This is a genomic window from Novosphingobium sp. FG90 (assembly GCF_057808725.1).
This window is the reverse complement of sequence record NZ_JBMDIO010000023.1, coordinates 73,374-89,276: the sequence shown is the minus strand read 5'-3', so window position 1 is coordinate 89,276 and position 15,903 is coordinate 73,374. Positions and strand designations below refer to the sequence as shown.

Genomic DNA, 15,903 nt, shown 5'->3' with positions numbered 1-15,903 from the left:
CCGGAATACACCATCGCCTACACCGGAAATTACACCACGAGCGCGGACGCTAACGCCTATACGCCGGCCTGGGTGAAGCTGAACAATGCTCGCTTCCCGCGCATGAAGGACCCGCAAGGCAAGGATCACGGCGTTCTCACTCCCTTGTCGAAGACGACCATGGAAGCTGACAGACGCGCTTTCGTGAAGGTTATGGAATACCTGCGCGATCATGACCGGCAGAACACCGTGATCATGGTCCAGCCGGAGAACGAAACCGGCTCCTATCGCGTGCCGCGCGACTTCTCGGCGGAAGGCAATCGTCTCTTCGCGCAGCAGATTCCTCCCGTCCTGGCGCGCAAGCTGGGCAAGTCGGGCACCTGGGAGCAGGCATTCGGCAAACAGGCCCCGCGCGCCTTCAATACGTGGTACGTGGCGAGCTACGTCAACGCGGTGGCAGAGGCAGGCAAGGCGGTTAAGCCGTTGCCGATGTACGTCAACGCTTCCCTTGCCGGGCCATCGAACGTACCTGATCCTACAGGCGTCGCCAGCGGGGGGCCGCAGTGGGACGTTCTCGACATCTGGAAAGCCGCCGCTCCCGCCATCGATTTCGCGGCGCCCGACATCTACGACCGGGACAGCGGCAACGTCATCCAGTACCTCGACAAGTACACACGGCCCGACAATCCGTTGATGGTGCCGGAAATCGGCAATGCGAAAGAGTTCGCACGCTTCTTCTGGCCCACAATCGGGCGCGGCGGCATCGGTTTTTCGCCGTTCGGCATGGATGGCACGGGCTATTTCAACTACCCACTGGGCGCCAAGGAACTCGACAAGCAGACCCTGGATGCTTTCGCGCTGCCTTACGCGGCCGTGGGCTCCATCATGCGCGACTGGGCGCGCATCGCCGCGACCCGCCCGACCTGGGGCGCCGCGAAGCCTGACGACGGCAGTGCTCAGTCCGTCACGCTGGGGGCGTGGAAAATCACGGCGGATTGGGGGCAGTGGCAGTTCGGCATGAAGGACTGGACATGGATCAAGGCGGATCCGACGCCCTGGGCTGCGGAGCCGGTGGGCGGCGTGGCGGTGGCCCAGCTTTCCGATACGGAGTATCTCGTGCTGGGCGACCATGCGCGCGTCAGCTTTTCCGCCGCTAACGGACGGGAGGACGGCACGATAGTCTCAGTCGAGGAAGGCACCTTCCGCGACGGCAAGTGGGTCATGTCCCGCGTATGGAACGGGGACCAGACCGACTACGGGTTCAACCTCATCGACAGGCCGCAGGTGCTCAAGGTCACCACCGGCTTTCATTCCCGAAAGTGAGCGTGGTGCGGCCTGATCGACGCATCTTCATGGCCGGAGCGCTCGCGGCGGGCGTTGCGGGCCGTTCCTGGGCGGAGGAGGGTATCGCCTCCGGCCCGGTGAAGCCGACGTGGAATTCGCTGGTGGCGAACTACCGCTACCCAGAGTGGTTTCGCGACGCAAAGCTCGGCATCTGGTCTCACTGGGGCGCACAGGCGGTGCCCGAGCAGGGCGATTGGTACGGACGCTTCCTCTACATGCAGGGGCATCCGATGTACGATCACCACCGCCGGACATACGGGCATCCGGCGGATACGGGGATGATGGACATCCTCGACCTGTGGAAGGCAGAGCGATGGGACCCGGAAGACCTGATGCGCCGCTACGTCAAGGCCGGCGCGAAGTACTTCGTGAGCCTCGCCTGTCATCATGACAACCTCGACTGTTTCGACAGCGCGCATCATGGATGGAACACGATGCGGGTCGGCCCTCACCGGGATGTCGTTGGCGTTTGGGAGAAGGTGGCGCGCAGCGCGGGCCTGCGCTTTGGCGTGTCCAACCACATCTCGCATGCCTGGCACTGGTATCAGCCAGCTTATGCCTACGATCCCGAAGGCCCGCGGCGGGGCGAGCGTTACGATGCATTTCGCCTGACACGCGCGGATGGGCGCGGCAAATGGTGGGACGGTCTTGATCCTCAGGCCCTCTACACCGGTCGCCACCAAGTCGCGCCCGAGGGGATCGAGACGATTGCCGCAATGAACGATTGGCACGACCGTAACGACGGCCAGTGGGTAGAGACCGCGCCACCCGGCGATGACCGTTTCGCCCGCAACTGGCTGCTGCGGCAGACGGATCTCGTGGCGAAGTATAAGCCGGACTTGTGCTATTTTGACGACCATGGGCTGCCGTTCGGCACTTATGGCCTTGCTGCTGCGGCCGATTACTACAATCGCTCGATCGCCCGGCATGGCGCGGTCGATGTTGTGCTGACTGCCAAGCAACTCGGACCTCAGGCCCGCTTCGGGCTGGTGCAGGACGTGGAGCGCGGGTTCACCGACCGTATATGGGACGAGCCATGGCAGACCGATACCTGCATAGGTGACTGGTTCTATAACCGGGCGCGCTTCACCGATCGCAGCTATCTTCCGGCCGAAGCGGTGATCCAGCGCCTTGCCGATGTGGTCTCCAAGAACGGCAGCTTGCTGCTTTCGATCCCGCAGCGCGCCGACGGCACGATCGACACGGAGGAAGAACGGATCCTCGATGGCATGGCGCGCTGGATGGCGGTGAACGATGAGGCGATCTTCGCCTCGCGCCCCTGGCACACTTATGGCGAAGGCCCGACGGTTCTCCCCACCGGAATGCAGAACGAGGGCGCTTTCAAGGGCTTCGTGGAAGGCGACGTGCGATTCACGACGAAGGCCGGGGCGCTGTACATGCTCGCACTGGTGCCGCCGGGCGCTCCGCTTTCCGTTCGCGCACTCGGGCGACGAGCCATGCGCGGTGGCGAGGTGGTGCGGGTCAGCCTGCTCGGCGGCGGGCCGGTGCGCTGGCGGCAGGATGACGCTGCGATGGTGCTGAACCTGCCGCGTTCCGACGGTTTCGTGCCGGTGGTGAAGATAGAGGGAAGGGGGATCGCATGAAATGCATGCGCCGGGCGATCGCGGCTGCCCTCGCAACATTTCTCGCACTGTCGGGGCCTGTCTGCAGCGCGGCGAAGGACATTCCGCACATAGTCGAGAAGAACGGCCGCCATGCTCTCATCGTCGATGGGGCACCGTTCCTCATGCTGGGAGCACAAGTCAACAATTCCAGCGCATGGCCCGGCTTACTGCCACGGGTCTGGCCCGCGATGGAGGCGCTGAACGTCAATACCGTGGAAATACCCGTCGGATGGGAGCAGATCGAGCCGGAGGAGGGCCGCTTCGATTTCACGATCGTCGATACCCTGCTTGAGCAGGCACGTGCCAGGAACCTGCGGCTCGTCCTGCTGTGGTTCGCCACCTGGAAGAACACAAATCCGCAGTATGCGCCGCGCTGGGTCAAGCTGGACAACCGGCGCTTCCCTCGCATGGTTCGGCCGGACGGCACGCTGCACTATGCGCTCTCGCCCTTCGGCGGGGAAACGCTCAAGGCGGATAGCAAGGCCTTCGCCGCACTGATGCGCCATTTGCGCGACGCGGACCCTCAGAATACCGTCATCATGGTACAGGTAGAGAACGAACCGGGTTCCTACGGCCTTCCCCGCGATCATTCGCGGGCTGCGCAGAACGCTTTCGCAGCTCCGGTGCCGGAGGTCCTGCGGCGTCGCATGAATAAACCCGCGGGAAGCTGGGCGACGCTGTTCGGGCGTGATGCCGACCTCTATTTCCATGCATGGCATGTCGCGCGATACATCGACACGGTTGCGGCCGCAGGCAAGGCACAGAAGCCGCTGCCGATGTACGCCAATGCCGCGCTGCCCGGCGATCCCTTTACGTGGCAGGATGCGGCCAGTTATGCGAGCGGCGGCCCGGCGAATACCGTTATCGACGTCTACAAGGCGGCTGCCCCTCATCTCGATGTCGTGGCGCCCGATATCTACAACCCGGCCCGGAAGGCCTATGCCGGTTTTCTCGATGCCTACGACCGGGCGGACAACGCCCTTTTCGTACCGGAAACCGGCCATTCAAGGGAGTACGCACGCTTCTTCTTCGAGGCGGTAGGGCGAGGAGCTATCGGCTGGTCACCCTTCGGCATCGACTATTCGCGCTATCTGCCCGTCTTTCCGACCACTCCCAAGCTTGAAGGCGAGCCGATCGTTCCGTTTGCCGCGAACTATGCACTGTTCCGGCCGATGGCACGTCTCTGGGCCAAGCTGGCATTCGAGGGACGGACCTGGGGTGTAGCCGAACCGGAAGATCCGGCCGAAGGACATCGCCGCAAACTGGATCTTGGCAGGCACGTCGCCACCGTGAGCTTCGGCAGCAGCGATTTCGGCAATGCGGCTCCGAAAGGGAACGATTATCCCAAGGGCGGCGTCGCCATCGCCCAGCTAGGGCGGGACGAGTATCTCGTCACCGGCTACTTCGCCCGCGTCGAGTTCGATCTTGCGGATCGCAACGTCGCGAACATCATCATCGATCGCGTCGAGGAGGGAACTTACGATGGTGATGGCCGATGGCATCTCGATCGCGTCTGGAATGGTGATCAGGTCGACTGGGGGCTGAATTTCACCGGCGCTCCACAAGTGCTGAAGCTCCGGTTGGCAACTTATCCGCGACGGTGATCGGGTGGGCGTGGTTGTCGCCGATGCAATGCCGCACAATCCACGTTTTTGTGCCGGCGGGGTGGACGCGCAAACTGAGGTTTGGCTGTCGCGCATTCCGGGTGGCATACTCCCTAGGTTCGGGCGCGGCACCCATTCGACCGCGCCCTTCGCCGGAAGAGTGGACGGTAGAATTGCTTTTCCTGGTGCACGGTATTTTGCGATCGGGCTCCATGAGTGCCCGTAAGCCATGCCATCCGCGATCGAGCCAATCGTTCCATTTGTCCGGATATGCGTCGAGCGGAGCGCGGGCCGATTCAACGCATCTGCCATGCGCCCCTTCTGTCGTATGGAGAACCCGTTGGTCGATCTGGGGAACTGCGATCTTCCAGAAGGTTAAAGTCCGTCGAGGACAAGGGATATCGAGGACGATCGCCGGAGCCGGTTGATATTTAGGCCAGCCCGCGCGCGGATACCATTGCGCCCATGCTTGGCCGGGTGCTCTGCCATCCGCCCCCTTCCGGCGCTGCCATTCCGGGCAAAGTGATGTCGACCGTGACCGGCTCGTCGCTCTTCGCCAGCGCGACGGCTTCCGCCTGTGTCCCCACCGCCGGGGGCGATCCGCGCAGCGGCATGCCCGCCGTTTCCTTCACGGTCAGCATCGTCAGCAGCCCGATCGTCGCCGCGCCCATCAGGTAATAGGCGGGCACCAGCGGGTCGCCGGTCTTCTCGACCAGCCATGCGGTCAGCAGCGGCGTGGTGCCGCCGAACAGCGAGACCGAGACGTTGAACGCGATCGACAGCGCGCTGTACCGCACCGGCGTATAGAACAGCGCGGGCAGGGTGGAGGGCATCGAACTGGTGAAGCACACCAGCGAGACGCCCAGCAGCATCAGGCCAAGGAAGATCAGCCAGTCATTGCCGGTGCCGATCAGCAGCATGCACGGGATCGACAGCACGATCAGCGCCGCGCAGGCGCCGATGATCATCGGACGGCGGCCCAGACGGTCGCTGAATCGGCCGCCGAGCACGTTGAGCGGCATCATCACTACCATCACCAGGATGATGAGCAGTAGCCCCTTGCTCTCCGCATAGCCCATCGTCACGCTCAGATAGTTGGGCATGTACGTCAGCAGCATATAGTCGGTGACGTTGAACACCAGCACCAGCCCCACGCATTTCAGCAACTGCGCGCGGTGGCGGCGGAACAGGTCGCCCAGCTTGGGGCGTTCGACCTCGCGCTTGTCCACCTCTTCGGCATAGGCCTGGAAGGCGGGCGTCTCCTCCAGCTTTAGGCGCATGTAGAGCCCCAGCAGGCCGAGCGGCCCGGCGACGAGGAACGGAATGCGCCAGCCCCATGCCAGCATGTCTGCCGGGGTCAGCGTCATCTGCAGCGCGGTGACGGTGCCCGCGCCCGCGATATAGCCGCCCAGCGTGCCGAACTCTAGCCAGCTGCCCATTTGCCCGCGCCGCCGGTCGGTGGAATATTCGGCGATGAAGGTCGCCGCGCCGCCATATTCGCCGCCGGTGGAGAAGCCCTGCAGCAGCCGCGCCGCCAGGAGTAGCAGCGGCGCCGCGATGCCGATCTGCGCATAGGAGGGGATCAGCCCGATCGCGAACGTGCCCGCCGCCATCAGGATCATCGTCAGCGCCAGGATCTTGTGGCGGCCATAGCGGTCGCCCAGCGGCCCGAACACCAGCCCGCCCAGCGGCCGCACCAGAAACGCCGCCGTGAACGTCGCAAACGTGGCGATCAGCTGCACGCTGGCGCTGCCCGAAGGGAAGAAGACGTGGCCCAGCGTGATGGCGATGTAGCCGTAGACGCCGAAGTCGAACCACTCCATCGCATTGCCGAGCGCTGCGGCGCCGACGGCGCGGTTGAGGGTGGATCGGTCGACGACGGTCACGTCGTCCACGGTCAGTTCGCTGCTGCGTTTGAACCAGCCGTATTGGGCGCTGAGCGCCTGGCTAGCGGACATGTTTTTCTCCGGTTTCCGCCGAAAGCGAGCGCGGAGAAGGCGCGCGATGCACATGACGGATGCGGCCGACGAACGGCCATGGATATGAAGCGACGCCGAAAACGGCATCAAGCGGGTTGGGCGCGCCTTAGTGCAGGGAACGCAAGAAAGGGAAACCGATGGACGAGCTGTGCGCTCACCGGGGTGAGTCGAGGTTTGTGAGCCGTTTCAACGGCAGAACGCCGCGATTGTTCCCTCGAGCCGCAAGGGCACCGCTGCCGCGTACCGCTGTCATCCGCCGAATTGCGATGGAAAACCCGGTCCTGTTGAGACACAAGCGTCACACCTATGAAGACAGCCCTGATATTCGCTGCCGCGCTCGCGCTGGCGACCGCGCTTTCCACCACCGCCTTCGCGCAGGAGGGGATCGAGACGCTGATCGGGCAGGTCGCCCCCGATGCGGGAGGCGGCGCGCAAGTGGACGTGCGCTTGCTCAACACCGGCACCGCCGCGGCAGTCGCCACCCTGCCCGAAACCGTCGAGGCGCGTCTGGCCCATGCGGGCGCCTTCGGAACCGGGCGCACCGTCATCCTGCACCGCGACCCCGATGGCCCCGCCGTGCGGGCGATTGCCCCGGGCAGCTTCGTGAGCGCGCGCTATCGCCTTGCCGCCGACGGGTTCGAGAACGGCGCGCTGCTCTCGGTTCCGGCGTGGGGCGGGCAGTCGGTCACGCTGGCAGCGGCGCCGAACGTCCCGGTGCCAGATAGCGCCCCGCAGGTCGTCGCGACGACGACTGCGCCGCCGCCGGTCCCGGCCACCCCGCCGCCGAGCGACCGCAGCGTGGGCAACGCCTTCCTCGCGAACCTCAGCGCCAACGAGCCGATCTACGCCGTCTACGGCCCCGGCACCGATGACGAGGCGCGCATCCAGCTCAGCTTCCGCTACCAGCTGTTCGGCAGTCGCGCGCGCGAAGGCGGCAAGTCGCTCGGCGACGGTCTCTATTTCGCCTATACCCAGCGCATGTTCTGGGATCTGGGCGCGAAGTCCTCGCCGTTCCGCAACATCGATTTCCAGCCCGAGGTGTTCTACGTCACTCCGCCCAAGGCGCTGTCGGACGCCGCCACGGTCAGCGCCCAAATCGGCGCGCGCCACGAATCGAACGGCCGCGACGGCGATTTCTCGCGCAGCCTCAACACCGTCTACGTCGCGCCGATGGCCGCCTTCTCGCTCGGCGGCGACCTGCGCCTGACAGTGGCGCCGCGCGCGTGGTTCTACGCGGGCGACCTGTCGGACAACCCGGACATCCGCCGCTATCGCGGCAACACCGGCCTGTTCTTCGAGATCGGCGAGGAGAACGGGTTGCGCCTCTCGACCTCAAGCCGGTTCAACCTCAGCAGCGGCAAGGGTTCGATCTCCGGGGATCTGTCCTACCCGCTGCGCCGCCTGCTGGGCGGCGGGCCGGACTTCTACCTCTTCGCGCAGAGCTTCACCGGCTACGGCGAGAACCTGCTCGACTACAACAAGCGCGTCAGCCGCCTGCGCCTCGGCGTGGCGCTGGTACGGTGACCCGGCGGGACGGTGCCTATTCGCGCGGCATTACCGACGCCAATATCCACGAGCGTGCGGAGCCACGGTTACAGCCCAGCATGAATACGGATCCGGTTAGAAGGATAAATCCTGGGCTAGAATTCCGCGCCTTGGCCCTGAATGCCCTAATCGGTCTGCCCAACATCCCGCACGCTTTCGGCCTCCAGTCATTCTCAGGTGCTACGGCTTTGATTGACTGGCTACTCCGGTCGCCGCGATTTCAGCCGCGGTCCGAGCTGATCCAGTGCATCCGCGTTCTTGTGTCCCCAAGCATAAAGCAACTCGATCGGCTCGATGAACCTCCGGCCCAAAGGCGTCAGGCGATATTCAACCGCGGGCGGCACTGTCCCATGGACATGCCGGGTAATGAGACCACTGACTTCCATCTCGCGCAGCGTCTGCGTCAGCATCTTCTTGGAAACGCCAGGCAGGCTGCGATGGAGCACGCCGGTTCTCGCAACGCCGCCGAAACGCGCATGGAGAACGTGGAGGATCATGCTCGTCCACTTCGTCGCAAACAGTTCGAGCACGCGGCGAGGAGCGCAGTCCTCGCGCCAGCTGCTATCGATGTATGGTGCATCCATGATGGTTACCTGAAGGTGCCTATGTCCCAGAAAGGTGCCGTCTAGAACAATGCGGTCTGCCTGCCTAGTTGGCCCCCAGGAATACATTGGAGATCAAGATATGGCCGGTACGGCACTTGTAGTTGGCGCAAGCGGCATCGTCGGCGGAGCGACGGCTTCCCTTCTTGTCGAACGGGGATGGACCGTTCACGGATTGGCTCGACGCCCGGTCGAGCAAGCGGGCGTGCGACCGGTCGCAGTCGATCTCCAGGATGCCGGTGCTACCAGATCGGCACTCGCTGACATCCGACCAGACGCAGTCTTCATCACCACGTGGCTGCGGCAGCAGAGCGAGGCTGAAAACATCCGGGCGAACTCGGCGATGGTGCGTCACCTGCTCAATGCCCTGCGTCAGAATGGCGCACCGCAGCGCCATGTAGCTCTGGTCACCGGCCTCAAGCATTATCTCGGGCCGTTCGAGGCTTACGGAAATGGCTCACTTCCCCAAACCCCATTCCGTGAAGACCAGGGCCGCCTCGCCGTCGACAACTTCTACTATGCGCAGGAGGACGAGGTGTTCGCCGCCGCCGAGCGCGACGGGTTCAACTGGAGCGTCCATCGTCCCCATACGGTGATCGGCAAGGCCGTTGGCAACGCGATGAACATGGGCACCACCCTGGCTGCCTATGCCACGATCTGCCGGGAAACCGGGCGGGCCTTCCGGTTTCCCGGCTCGTCTGCGCAGTGGGAGGGGCTGACCGACATGACTGACGCGAGCCTGCTGGCCGAGCATCTGCTATGGGCAACGGAAACTCCGGCGGCTGCCAACCAGGCCTTCAACGTGGTCAACGGAGACATCTTCCGCTGGAAGTGGATGTGGGGACAAATCGCACAGTACTTCGGCGTTGAAGCCGCTCCTTTCGATGGCAGCGTGCTGCCTCTCGAAGAACAGATGGCGGATGATGGTGCCGTTTGGCGGAGGATCGCAGAGCGTCATGGCCTTATCGAGCCCGACCTTGGGCGACTGGCATCACCTTGGCATACCGATGCCGATCTTGGACGGCCGATCGAGGTTGTGACCGACATGTCAAGGAGCAGGCGGCTCGGATTCATTGACTACCAAGCCACTGACGATGCCTTCGTTCGGTTGTTCGACAGGCTTCGTGGCGATCGCTTGATCCCATGATGCAGAATCGCAGCGCCTGAGTGCAGTGGGACGGTCACCCGGGAGCGGTATAACCCACGTCCCTGTTTCCCGATCATAATGCGCCGGCTCCTGACCCGGAAAGTAAACCCGGCCCGGCTTCTGCTCCAAGCAGAGCCGGGCCGATTTTCCGGGCTGTGGCCCGTTACCAATCAGCAATGGCAACTTTGCGCGGTCAGACCTGTGTCATCCCTCCATCGACGGCGAGCTCTGCGCCGGCGATGAACCCGGCATCATCCGACAGCAGGAAGGTCGCGGCAGCAGCGATTTCGGCGGGCTTTGCCATGCGACCTAGGGGAATCTGAGCAACCAATACCGTGCGGACCTCGTCGCTGGTGGCGGCCATCATCGCGGTGTCTGTCGGGCCGGGGCTCACCACGTTCACCCGGATCCCGCGCGGGGCAAGTTCCGCCGTCCAGGTGCGAGCATATGAGCGGATCGCAGCCTTCGTCGCCGCATAGGTTCCATAGTGCGGCACTCCAGCTGAGCCCGCAATCGACCCGATCAGGACCACTGCAGAACCCGGAACAAGTGCAGGCATCGCCGCCGTCATTGCCATCACAGCGCTCTGGACGTTTACGGCAAACAGCGTCTTGACGTGGTCTTCCGTCTCCTCCTCGATCTGCGCGGGCGTCGACATACCGGCGTTGAGGACAAGTGCATCAATCCGGCCGTGAGCTTCCACAATCCCTGCAACGACTTCTACGATCTGGGCGGCATCAGTCGCATCGGCAACGATCCCGTGAGCCTTGCCCCTGATGGTTGCAGCAGCTTCGGCAACGTCCGCAGCCTTGCGTCCGGTCAGCACCACGGTCGCGCCTTCCGCCGCCAGCCGCTGCGCGGTCGCAAGACCGATCCCGCTCGCGCCGCCAACCACCAGAGCGATCTTGTTCGTCATTGAAGCCATCATCATTCCTTTCAAAGGGACATGCGAGGGCTAGATATACATTCTATATCTGCTATCAATTACGCACCATGAGTAGCGTAGATATCATCGCGGATACCGACCTTCAGTCACTGGCCGATGCAGCATTTGCCAACATGCCGCGCGTGCGCCCGGTTCTCGACAAGATAGCGAACAAGTGGACGATCATGATCCTTACGGTGATCTGCCCAAGGCCTGCGCGGTTCAACGAGATCAAACGCCGACTTGAAGGCATCACGCACAAGGCCCTCGCAGACGCACTGAAGCGCCTGGAGCGCAACGGCCTTGTGACCAGGACCGTGCTATCCACCCAGCCCATCGGGGTTGAATATGCGATCACGCCCCTGGGCCACTCGCTCAAGGAGCCTTTCGAGGCGATCTGCCGTTGGTCCCTGGAACACGGCAATGACATTGAGGCAGCTAATCTGGCCTATGAAGCCTCCCGCGATAGCCCGTTGCAATAGCAGGCTTTGCGGCCGAGGCTGCTCAGCGATGCGCCGCGCAGGCCTGCGGATCGGGACTTGAAGCGGCTGACCCTCAATCCTCGCGCCCGGCCCATCCCGGGAGATGCGCCGCATGGGACGATCGGGCCAGAACCAGCGCCTTGTCGATGCAGCCATCGAAATCTTCCCGCAGGCGCGACGCCTTGATCCTGTCCCGCAGAAAATTGGCCCACAGGAATTCGGCATAGAGAATATCGACTTTGGCGTAGCCGCCCATGCGCCTCAGTTGCCCCGCTAGCGAGCGATAGGGATCGTCGACCAGCTTGCCGATGTGCTTGGGAATCGCCTTGTAGTCCTGCCGATGGCCTGCATCGTCGAAGGGGTGCAGCCAGTTACGATTGTCCATGTAGGTCATGAAGGCATCGGTCTTCAGATGGCTGAGGTCGGCGACGACGCTCACCAGAATGTGCAGGACACCTTCATCGTGCAGCGCCCGGGCGAGGTGGTGATGATCGACCATCCAGCGCCGGCCTTTCGGCCCGACCACGACCGGGATCATATGCCGCCCCAGGAAATCGGGGCGATCGGCATCATCTCGCCGACTCCATTCCTGCCGCTTGCGCGCCACTTCGACCAGCCCGACCGTCATTTGCGTGGGGCGCAGATCGGCCAGCGCGACAGAGTGCAGTAACGGTTCCGGCGCTATGTGCGGCATCGAGACGTTTCCTCTTCCAGCATCTGCACGGCATCGTCGACGCTGTAGCTGCTGCGCGCGATGAGATCGGCGGCGCCCGCTGCGGCCATCAGGTCACGGACGTGATCGCGCACCCGCGCCAACCCCAGCGATACGCCGCGCGTCTGCATCTGGCCGGCAAACTCCAGCAATGCGTCGAGCGCAGTGCTGTCGATATCGAAGCTCTCTTCCAGGCTGATGATCAGTCTGGCGCCGCCCGAACGCAGGCCGGGCAGATCAGCGATGCGGCCCAGCACCCGCTCGGCATTGGCGAAGAAAAGGGGCTCGGCCGGGCGCACGATCGTCATGCCGGAGGGCACGAACGCTTCGGAGTGGCGGGCAATATCCACATAGTCATGGCCCTTGCCCAACCGGCCAAGAAGGCTCAGCTGCGGGGTCGCCAGACGCTGGATCAGGAGCGCCAGCGACAGGCCGATGGCAAACAGCATGCCATCGAGCACGCCCAGCGCGAGCACACCACCCGCCGCGCCCAGCGCCACCGCAGCGTCTCGCCGGATGCGCCACAGCCGCACCAGCGGCGTCGGATCGAGCGCATGGCCAAGCGCCGCCACGACCACCGCCGCCAGCACCGGTTCGGGCAACCGCGCAACCAGCGGCATGGCGAGAGCGACCAGCGCCGTCAATGCGCCTGCCGCCACCAGTCCCGTCCACCGCGTAGCGCTCCCGGCCGATTCCGCTGCCGATCCTGCTGAGAACCCTGCACCGACCGGCATGCCCTGAACTGCGCTGGCCGCGATGTTGGCTATGCCCAGCGCCGCCATCTCGCGGTTTGCTTCCACGTTGTCGCCGTGGCGCAGCGCCAGAGTACGCATCGTGCCCCAGCTTTCAGCCAGCAGGATCAGAACGATCGGGACGGCGAGTTGCACGATCCGCGACAGTTCCTTCCAGTTCGGCAAGGCAAGCCCATCCCATCGCGGCAGCAATGTGATCGTGCCCACGCTGGTGACGCCATACGCAGGCAGATCCAGCAACATCGACGCGCCGACGCCCGCGACAAGGACAACGAAGGCCCCCGGCACCGCTGGAACCTTGCGCAACAGCAGCAAGGCGGCGAGTGCGACGGCAGCCGTGGCCAGGCTGGCGAGATGCCACTGCCCGACATCCCGCAGCAACGCGACGAGCAGCGTCCCGATCGACGACGCATGCAGCGACACGCCCAGAGCGACCGGCAACTGCTTGACGATGATCGTGATCGCCAGCCCGAACGCGAATCCGCGCAGGACCGGCCGCGATATGAAGCTCGCCAGCCCGCCGAGCCGTGCCGCGCTCATGACACAGAAAAGAACGCCGACCATTCCGACGATCAGCGTCGCAAGCGCACCCGCCGAAATACCTTCAGGTGGCAACGAAGCGAGCGCGGCGGCCAGAATCGCGGCCGAAGACGATGTCGGCGAAATGATCGCGAACCGGCTCCGTCCCACGATCAGGTATGCACAGGCCCCTGCGATCGCCGCAAGAATCGCGCGCTGGGGCGGAAGTCCGGCGATGCCGGCATACGCGATCGCTTCCGGGAGCATGAGCCCTGCGATCGATAGCCCGGCGATGACGTCACGCCCTCGCATCCCTGTCGCCTCGTTTCCAGCTTTTGCGCCCAGGATATGAGCCGGTCTCGCCCTTGCGGTCAACGATTTGAGACAGGCGCCGGCCCCGTCTCGACGTAACCGATGTCGAGCGGCCCGGCGGCGATCTGGCGGGCCGGCCCGAACGGCCGGACATTCGGCACGTTCGCGGAGGCCGCCCTCGCAGGGGGCAGGCCCGCCATCATCGCGGAGGCAAGCGTAGCCGCGCCGGCGATGGACTCGCGGCGGCGTGGCCGGGGGGCAATTGATCGGACATGACGGGGCTCCTTGCTACGCCAGGCAGGATAGCCGCTCCCTTGCAAGCCCGCCCGTCAGTTGCTGTGATCCGGTGTTAGGTGCGGCGCGGCGCCTCGGCAAAGAACCCTGAAAGCTCCTCGACCGCCGCATTGACCGCATCTTCGCGATCGTATGCAGGCGCTTGGAGCCGCCTGCGCGTTCATGAGCATCATGCGTCATCGAGGCCGTCACGGCCCTTGTCGGGGTGATCATTAACAGCGGGCGGGGCGCGATGAGGTCGATGAAGCGGAAGGCATCGAAACTCGCCATGTGGTCGATGCTGTCCCAGGTCAGCGCCCTGGCGGCGCGCGGATGATCGCCGCGCGGCAGCCCTTCGCTCGCCCCCAGACGCGCCGCGTCGAAAGTCAGCACGGGACAGCCGCGTACACACAGCTTTTCGGCATAGGGCGCGGGTGACTGTTCCTTTACCGAACTGCCGGGATGCCCGTTATCGTCCGTTAGCGTGTGCGAGCGGCATCACTATGCCAGCACGATCCGACGTTCCATGCCGATCTCCTTGAGGAATGACTCGTCGTGGCTCACCACCAGCAAGGCCCCGTCGAATGCAGCCAGCGCGGCCTCGATGGCCCGGATGGAATCGAGATCGAGGTGATTGGTCGGCTCGTCGAGGATGAGCATCTCCGGCGGCGTATTCCCACCCAGACGACAGGCAAGAGCCGCGCGCAGCATTTGTCCTCCGCTCAGGGTGCCGACCACTTGCAGCGCGCTGTCGGCCCGGAACAGGAAGCCTGCCAGCATCGCCCGACAGGCGTTTTCGTCCTTGCCGGGATTGAGGCGCCGGTAGTTGTCGAGGATGGTCGTCTCGGGATCGAGCAACGCGGCGTTCTGGTCCAGAAAGGCGACCGTACCGCCGAGCGCCATAGTGCCGCCGAGCAGGGGCAGATCGCCTGCCACGGTGCGCAGCAGGGTGCTCTTGCCGCAGCCGTTCGGCCCGGTCACCGCGATCCGCTCCGGGCCGATGATCGTGAGATCGATATTCTGCCGGATCGGATTGGCAGGATCATGGCCGATCGCGGCCCCGTGCATCTCCAATAGGGTACGACTCGAGGGAACCTTCGTCGTCGGCAGCACGATCGACAGCGATTGCAGGACTTCGATCTTCGCCTGTGCCGCCGCCACGTCCCGCGCGGCGTCATCGCCCAGCCGGGCCTTAAGCCGCTGATCGCCGCCGCCGCTGGCCTCGGCGGCATTGCGCCGCGCCCCTGCAAGGATCTTCGGCATGTCGCCGCGCGCCGCCTTGCGTGCTCCGGCGGCATCGCGGCGCTGTTTGCGCTCGTCGGCGATGCGGCTGCGACGCACGATTTCGGCCTGTCGCTTGCGGGCATCGAGCAGATCCTGTTCGGCCGCCTGCAATTCCAGCGCCTTGCTCTGGCGATAGGCGCTCCAGTTGCCGCCATACTGCGTCGCGCCCAGCGTCGTCAGTTCGACGATGGCGTCCATGCGCTCCAGCAGTTCGCGGTCGTGGCTCACCACGACCAACCCGGCGGACCATCCATCGACGAGGCGCAGCACCGCGTCTCGCCCCGCGCGGTCGAGATTGTTGGTAGGCTCATCCAGCAACAGGAAATCAGGCTCTGCAAAGATCGCCGCCGCCAGCGCCGCGCGCGTGCGCTGCCCGCCCGAGAGCCCGGCCAGCAGCGTCGCGGCCGAAGCATCCAGTCCGACACGGGCGAGCGCAGCGTCGATGCGTTCCTCGATCGTCCAGTCGGCCCTTTCGAGATCGTCCAGGGTAGCCTCTCCACCTGCTGCGCGCGCCAGCACGTCGAGGGCGGCACGCACGCCGAAGAGATCGGCGATCCGGTCCGATGCCGCCGCCTGCACGACCTGATGCATCAGGTGAACGGTCCCGGCCGTCGAACATGTACCGGAAGAGGGCGTCAGGTCGCCCGCCATGATCCGCAGCAGCGTACTTTTGCCCACGCCATTGCGTCCGACCAGCCCTGTGCGCCGAAGGCCGAAAGTCAGATCGATCTCACGAAAGACCGGGTGCCCCGCAGGCGTGACCCAACTGACGCGGGACAAGGAAATGGAAGACAAGCGCGACTCGCTTTGTTATTAACA

Annotated in this window: 13 protein-coding genes; 6 read left to right on the top strand and 7 right to left on the bottom strand. The window is 64.5% G+C overall.

Features of this window, described 5'->3' with window-relative positions; all coding sequences use genetic code 11:
- The 3 genes from ACODRZ_RS18430 to ACODRZ_RS18420 all read left to right on the top strand — a co-directional run.
- Positions 1–1,302: DUF5597 domain-containing protein (locus ACODRZ_RS18430; protein WP_488971878.1), on the top strand; the 1,302-nt coding region annotated here is incomplete at its 5' end.
- Positions 1,303–1,331: 29 nt separating this feature from the next.
- Positions 1,332–2,927 carry an alpha-L-fucosidase gene (locus ACODRZ_RS18425; protein WP_488971879.1) on the top strand — a complete coding sequence of 532 codons (1,596 nt, stop codon included), beginning with the start codon at positions 1,332–1,334 and terminating at the stop codon, positions 2,925–2,927.
- Positions 2,924–4,552 carry a DUF5597 domain-containing protein gene (locus ACODRZ_RS18420; protein ID WP_488971880.1) on the top strand — a complete coding sequence of 543 codons (1,629 nt, stop codon included), beginning with the start codon at positions 2,924–2,926 and terminating at the stop codon, positions 4,550–4,552. The genes ACODRZ_RS18425 and ACODRZ_RS18420 overlap by 4 nt, the downstream gene beginning before the upstream one ends.
- A 431-nt stretch (positions 4,553–4,983) precedes the next feature.
- On the opposite strand, the gene proP is transcribed toward ACODRZ_RS18420, so the two are convergent.
- The gene (gene proP / locus ACODRZ_RS18415) at positions 4,984–6,510 is read right to left on the bottom strand and encodes a glycine betaine/L-proline transporter ProP (RefSeq protein ID WP_488971881.1); all 1,527 of its coding nucleotides are present in this window, start codon (positions 6,508–6,510) and stop codon (positions 4,984–4,986) included.
- Between the two features lie 327 nt (positions 6,511–6,837).
- Here proP and ACODRZ_RS18410 point away from each other — a divergent pair, with 327 nt between their 5' ends.
- Positions 6,838–8,055, top strand: coding sequence for a phospholipase A (locus tag ACODRZ_RS18410; RefSeq protein ID WP_488971882.1), 1,218 nt, complete (start codon positions 6,838–6,840; stop codon positions 8,053–8,055).
- Between the two features lie 221 nt (positions 8,056–8,276).
- Here the strand turns inward: ACODRZ_RS18410 and ACODRZ_RS18405 are convergent, their stop codons facing one another.
- Positions 8,277–8,660 (bottom strand): winged helix-turn-helix transcriptional regulator, encoded by a 384-nt coding sequence (locus tag ACODRZ_RS18405; RefSeq protein WP_488971883.1) that lies wholly within the window; start codon positions 8,658–8,660, stop codon positions 8,277–8,279.
- 100 nt (positions 8,661–8,760) lie between these two features.
- Here ACODRZ_RS18405 and ACODRZ_RS18400 point away from each other — a divergent pair, with 100 nt between their 5' ends.
- Positions 8,761–9,825 (top strand): SDR family oxidoreductase, encoded by a 1,065-nt coding sequence (locus ACODRZ_RS18400; RefSeq protein WP_488971884.1) that lies wholly within the window; start codon positions 8,761–8,763, stop codon positions 9,823–9,825.
- A 193-nt stretch (positions 9,826–10,018) separates the two neighbouring features.
- Here the strand turns inward: ACODRZ_RS18400 and ACODRZ_RS18395 are convergent, their stop codons facing one another.
- A complete protein-coding gene (locus ACODRZ_RS18395) occupies positions 10,019–10,756 on the bottom strand; it encodes an SDR family NAD(P)-dependent oxidoreductase (RefSeq protein ID WP_488986227.1) in 738 nt (245 codons plus the stop codon).
- 62 nt (positions 10,757–10,818) lie between these two features.
- Between ACODRZ_RS18395 and ACODRZ_RS18390 the strand changes: the two genes are divergently transcribed.
- Positions 10,819–11,232, top strand: a complete 414-nt coding sequence (locus ACODRZ_RS18390) for a winged helix-turn-helix transcriptional regulator (protein ID WP_488971886.1) — start codon at positions 10,819–10,821, stop codon at positions 11,230–11,232.
- 73 nt (positions 11,233–11,305) lie between these two features.
- Here the strand turns inward: ACODRZ_RS18390 and ACODRZ_RS18385 are convergent, their stop codons facing one another.
- From ACODRZ_RS18385 to ACODRZ_RS18370, 4 genes are all read right to left on the bottom strand, one after another.
- The gene (locus ACODRZ_RS18385; RefSeq protein WP_488971887.1) at positions 11,306–11,926 is read right to left on the bottom strand and encodes a ParB-like protein; all 621 of its coding nucleotides are present in this window, start codon (positions 11,924–11,926) and stop codon (positions 11,306–11,308) included.
- On the bottom strand, positions 11,914–13,527 hold the full coding sequence (locus ACODRZ_RS18380; protein WP_488971888.1) for a SulP family inorganic anion transporter: 1,614 nt from the start codon (positions 13,525–13,527) through the stop codon (positions 11,914–11,916). Before ACODRZ_RS18380 ends, ACODRZ_RS18385 begins: the two co-directional genes overlap by 13 nt.
- A 288-nt stretch (positions 13,528–13,815) precedes the next feature.
- Positions 13,816–14,193: a hypothetical protein gene (locus tag ACODRZ_RS18375; protein WP_488971889.1), complete on the bottom strand. Its 378-nt coding sequence runs from the start codon at positions 14,191–14,193 to the stop codon at positions 13,816–13,818.
- 108 nt (positions 14,194–14,301) lie between these two features.
- The gene (locus tag ACODRZ_RS18370) at positions 14,302–15,879 is read right to left on the bottom strand and encodes an ABC-F family ATP-binding cassette domain-containing protein (RefSeq protein ID WP_488971890.1); all 1,578 of its coding nucleotides are present in this window, start codon (positions 15,877–15,879) and stop codon (positions 14,302–14,304) included.
- Between the last annotated feature and the right edge of the window lie 24 nt (positions 15,880–15,903).

Excerpts from the sequence above, each read along its gene's own strand:
- ACODRZ_RS18425 (WP_488971879.1), top strand. The coding sequence starts at position 1,332 with ATGGCCGGAGCGCTCGCGGCGGGCGTTGCGGGCCGTTCCTGGGCGGAG.
- ACODRZ_RS18420 (WP_488971880.1), top strand. The coding sequence starts at position 2,924 with ATGAAATGCATGCGCCGGGCGATCGCGGCTGCCCTCGCAACATTTCTC.
- proP (WP_488971881.1), bottom strand. The coding sequence starts at position 6,510 with ATGTCCGCTAGCCAGGCGCTCAGCGCCCAATACGGCTGGTTCAAACGC.
- ACODRZ_RS18410 (WP_488971882.1), top strand. The coding sequence starts at position 6,838 with ATGAAGACAGCCCTGATATTCGCTGCCGCGCTCGCGCTGGCGACCGCG.
- ACODRZ_RS18405 (WP_488971883.1), bottom strand. The coding sequence starts at position 8,660 with ATGGATGCACCATACATCGATAGCAGCTGGCGCGAGGACTGCGCTCCT.
- ACODRZ_RS18400 (WP_488971884.1), top strand. The coding sequence starts at position 8,761 with ATGGCCGGTACGGCACTTGTAGTTGGCGCAAGCGGCATCGTCGGCGGA.
- ACODRZ_RS18395 (WP_488986227.1), bottom strand. The coding sequence starts at position 10,756 with ATGATGATGGCTTCAATGACGAACAAGATCGCTCTGGTGGTTGGCGGC.
- ACODRZ_RS18390 (WP_488971886.1), top strand. The coding sequence starts at position 10,819 with ATGAGTAGCGTAGATATCATCGCGGATACCGACCTTCAGTCACTGGCC.
- ACODRZ_RS18385 (WP_488971887.1), bottom strand. The coding sequence starts at position 11,926 with ATGCCGCACATAGCGCCGGAACCGTTACTGCACTCTGTCGCGCTGGCC.
- ACODRZ_RS18380 (WP_488971888.1), bottom strand. The coding sequence starts at position 13,527 with ATGCGAGGGCGTGACGTCATCGCCGGGCTATCGATCGCAGGGCTCATG.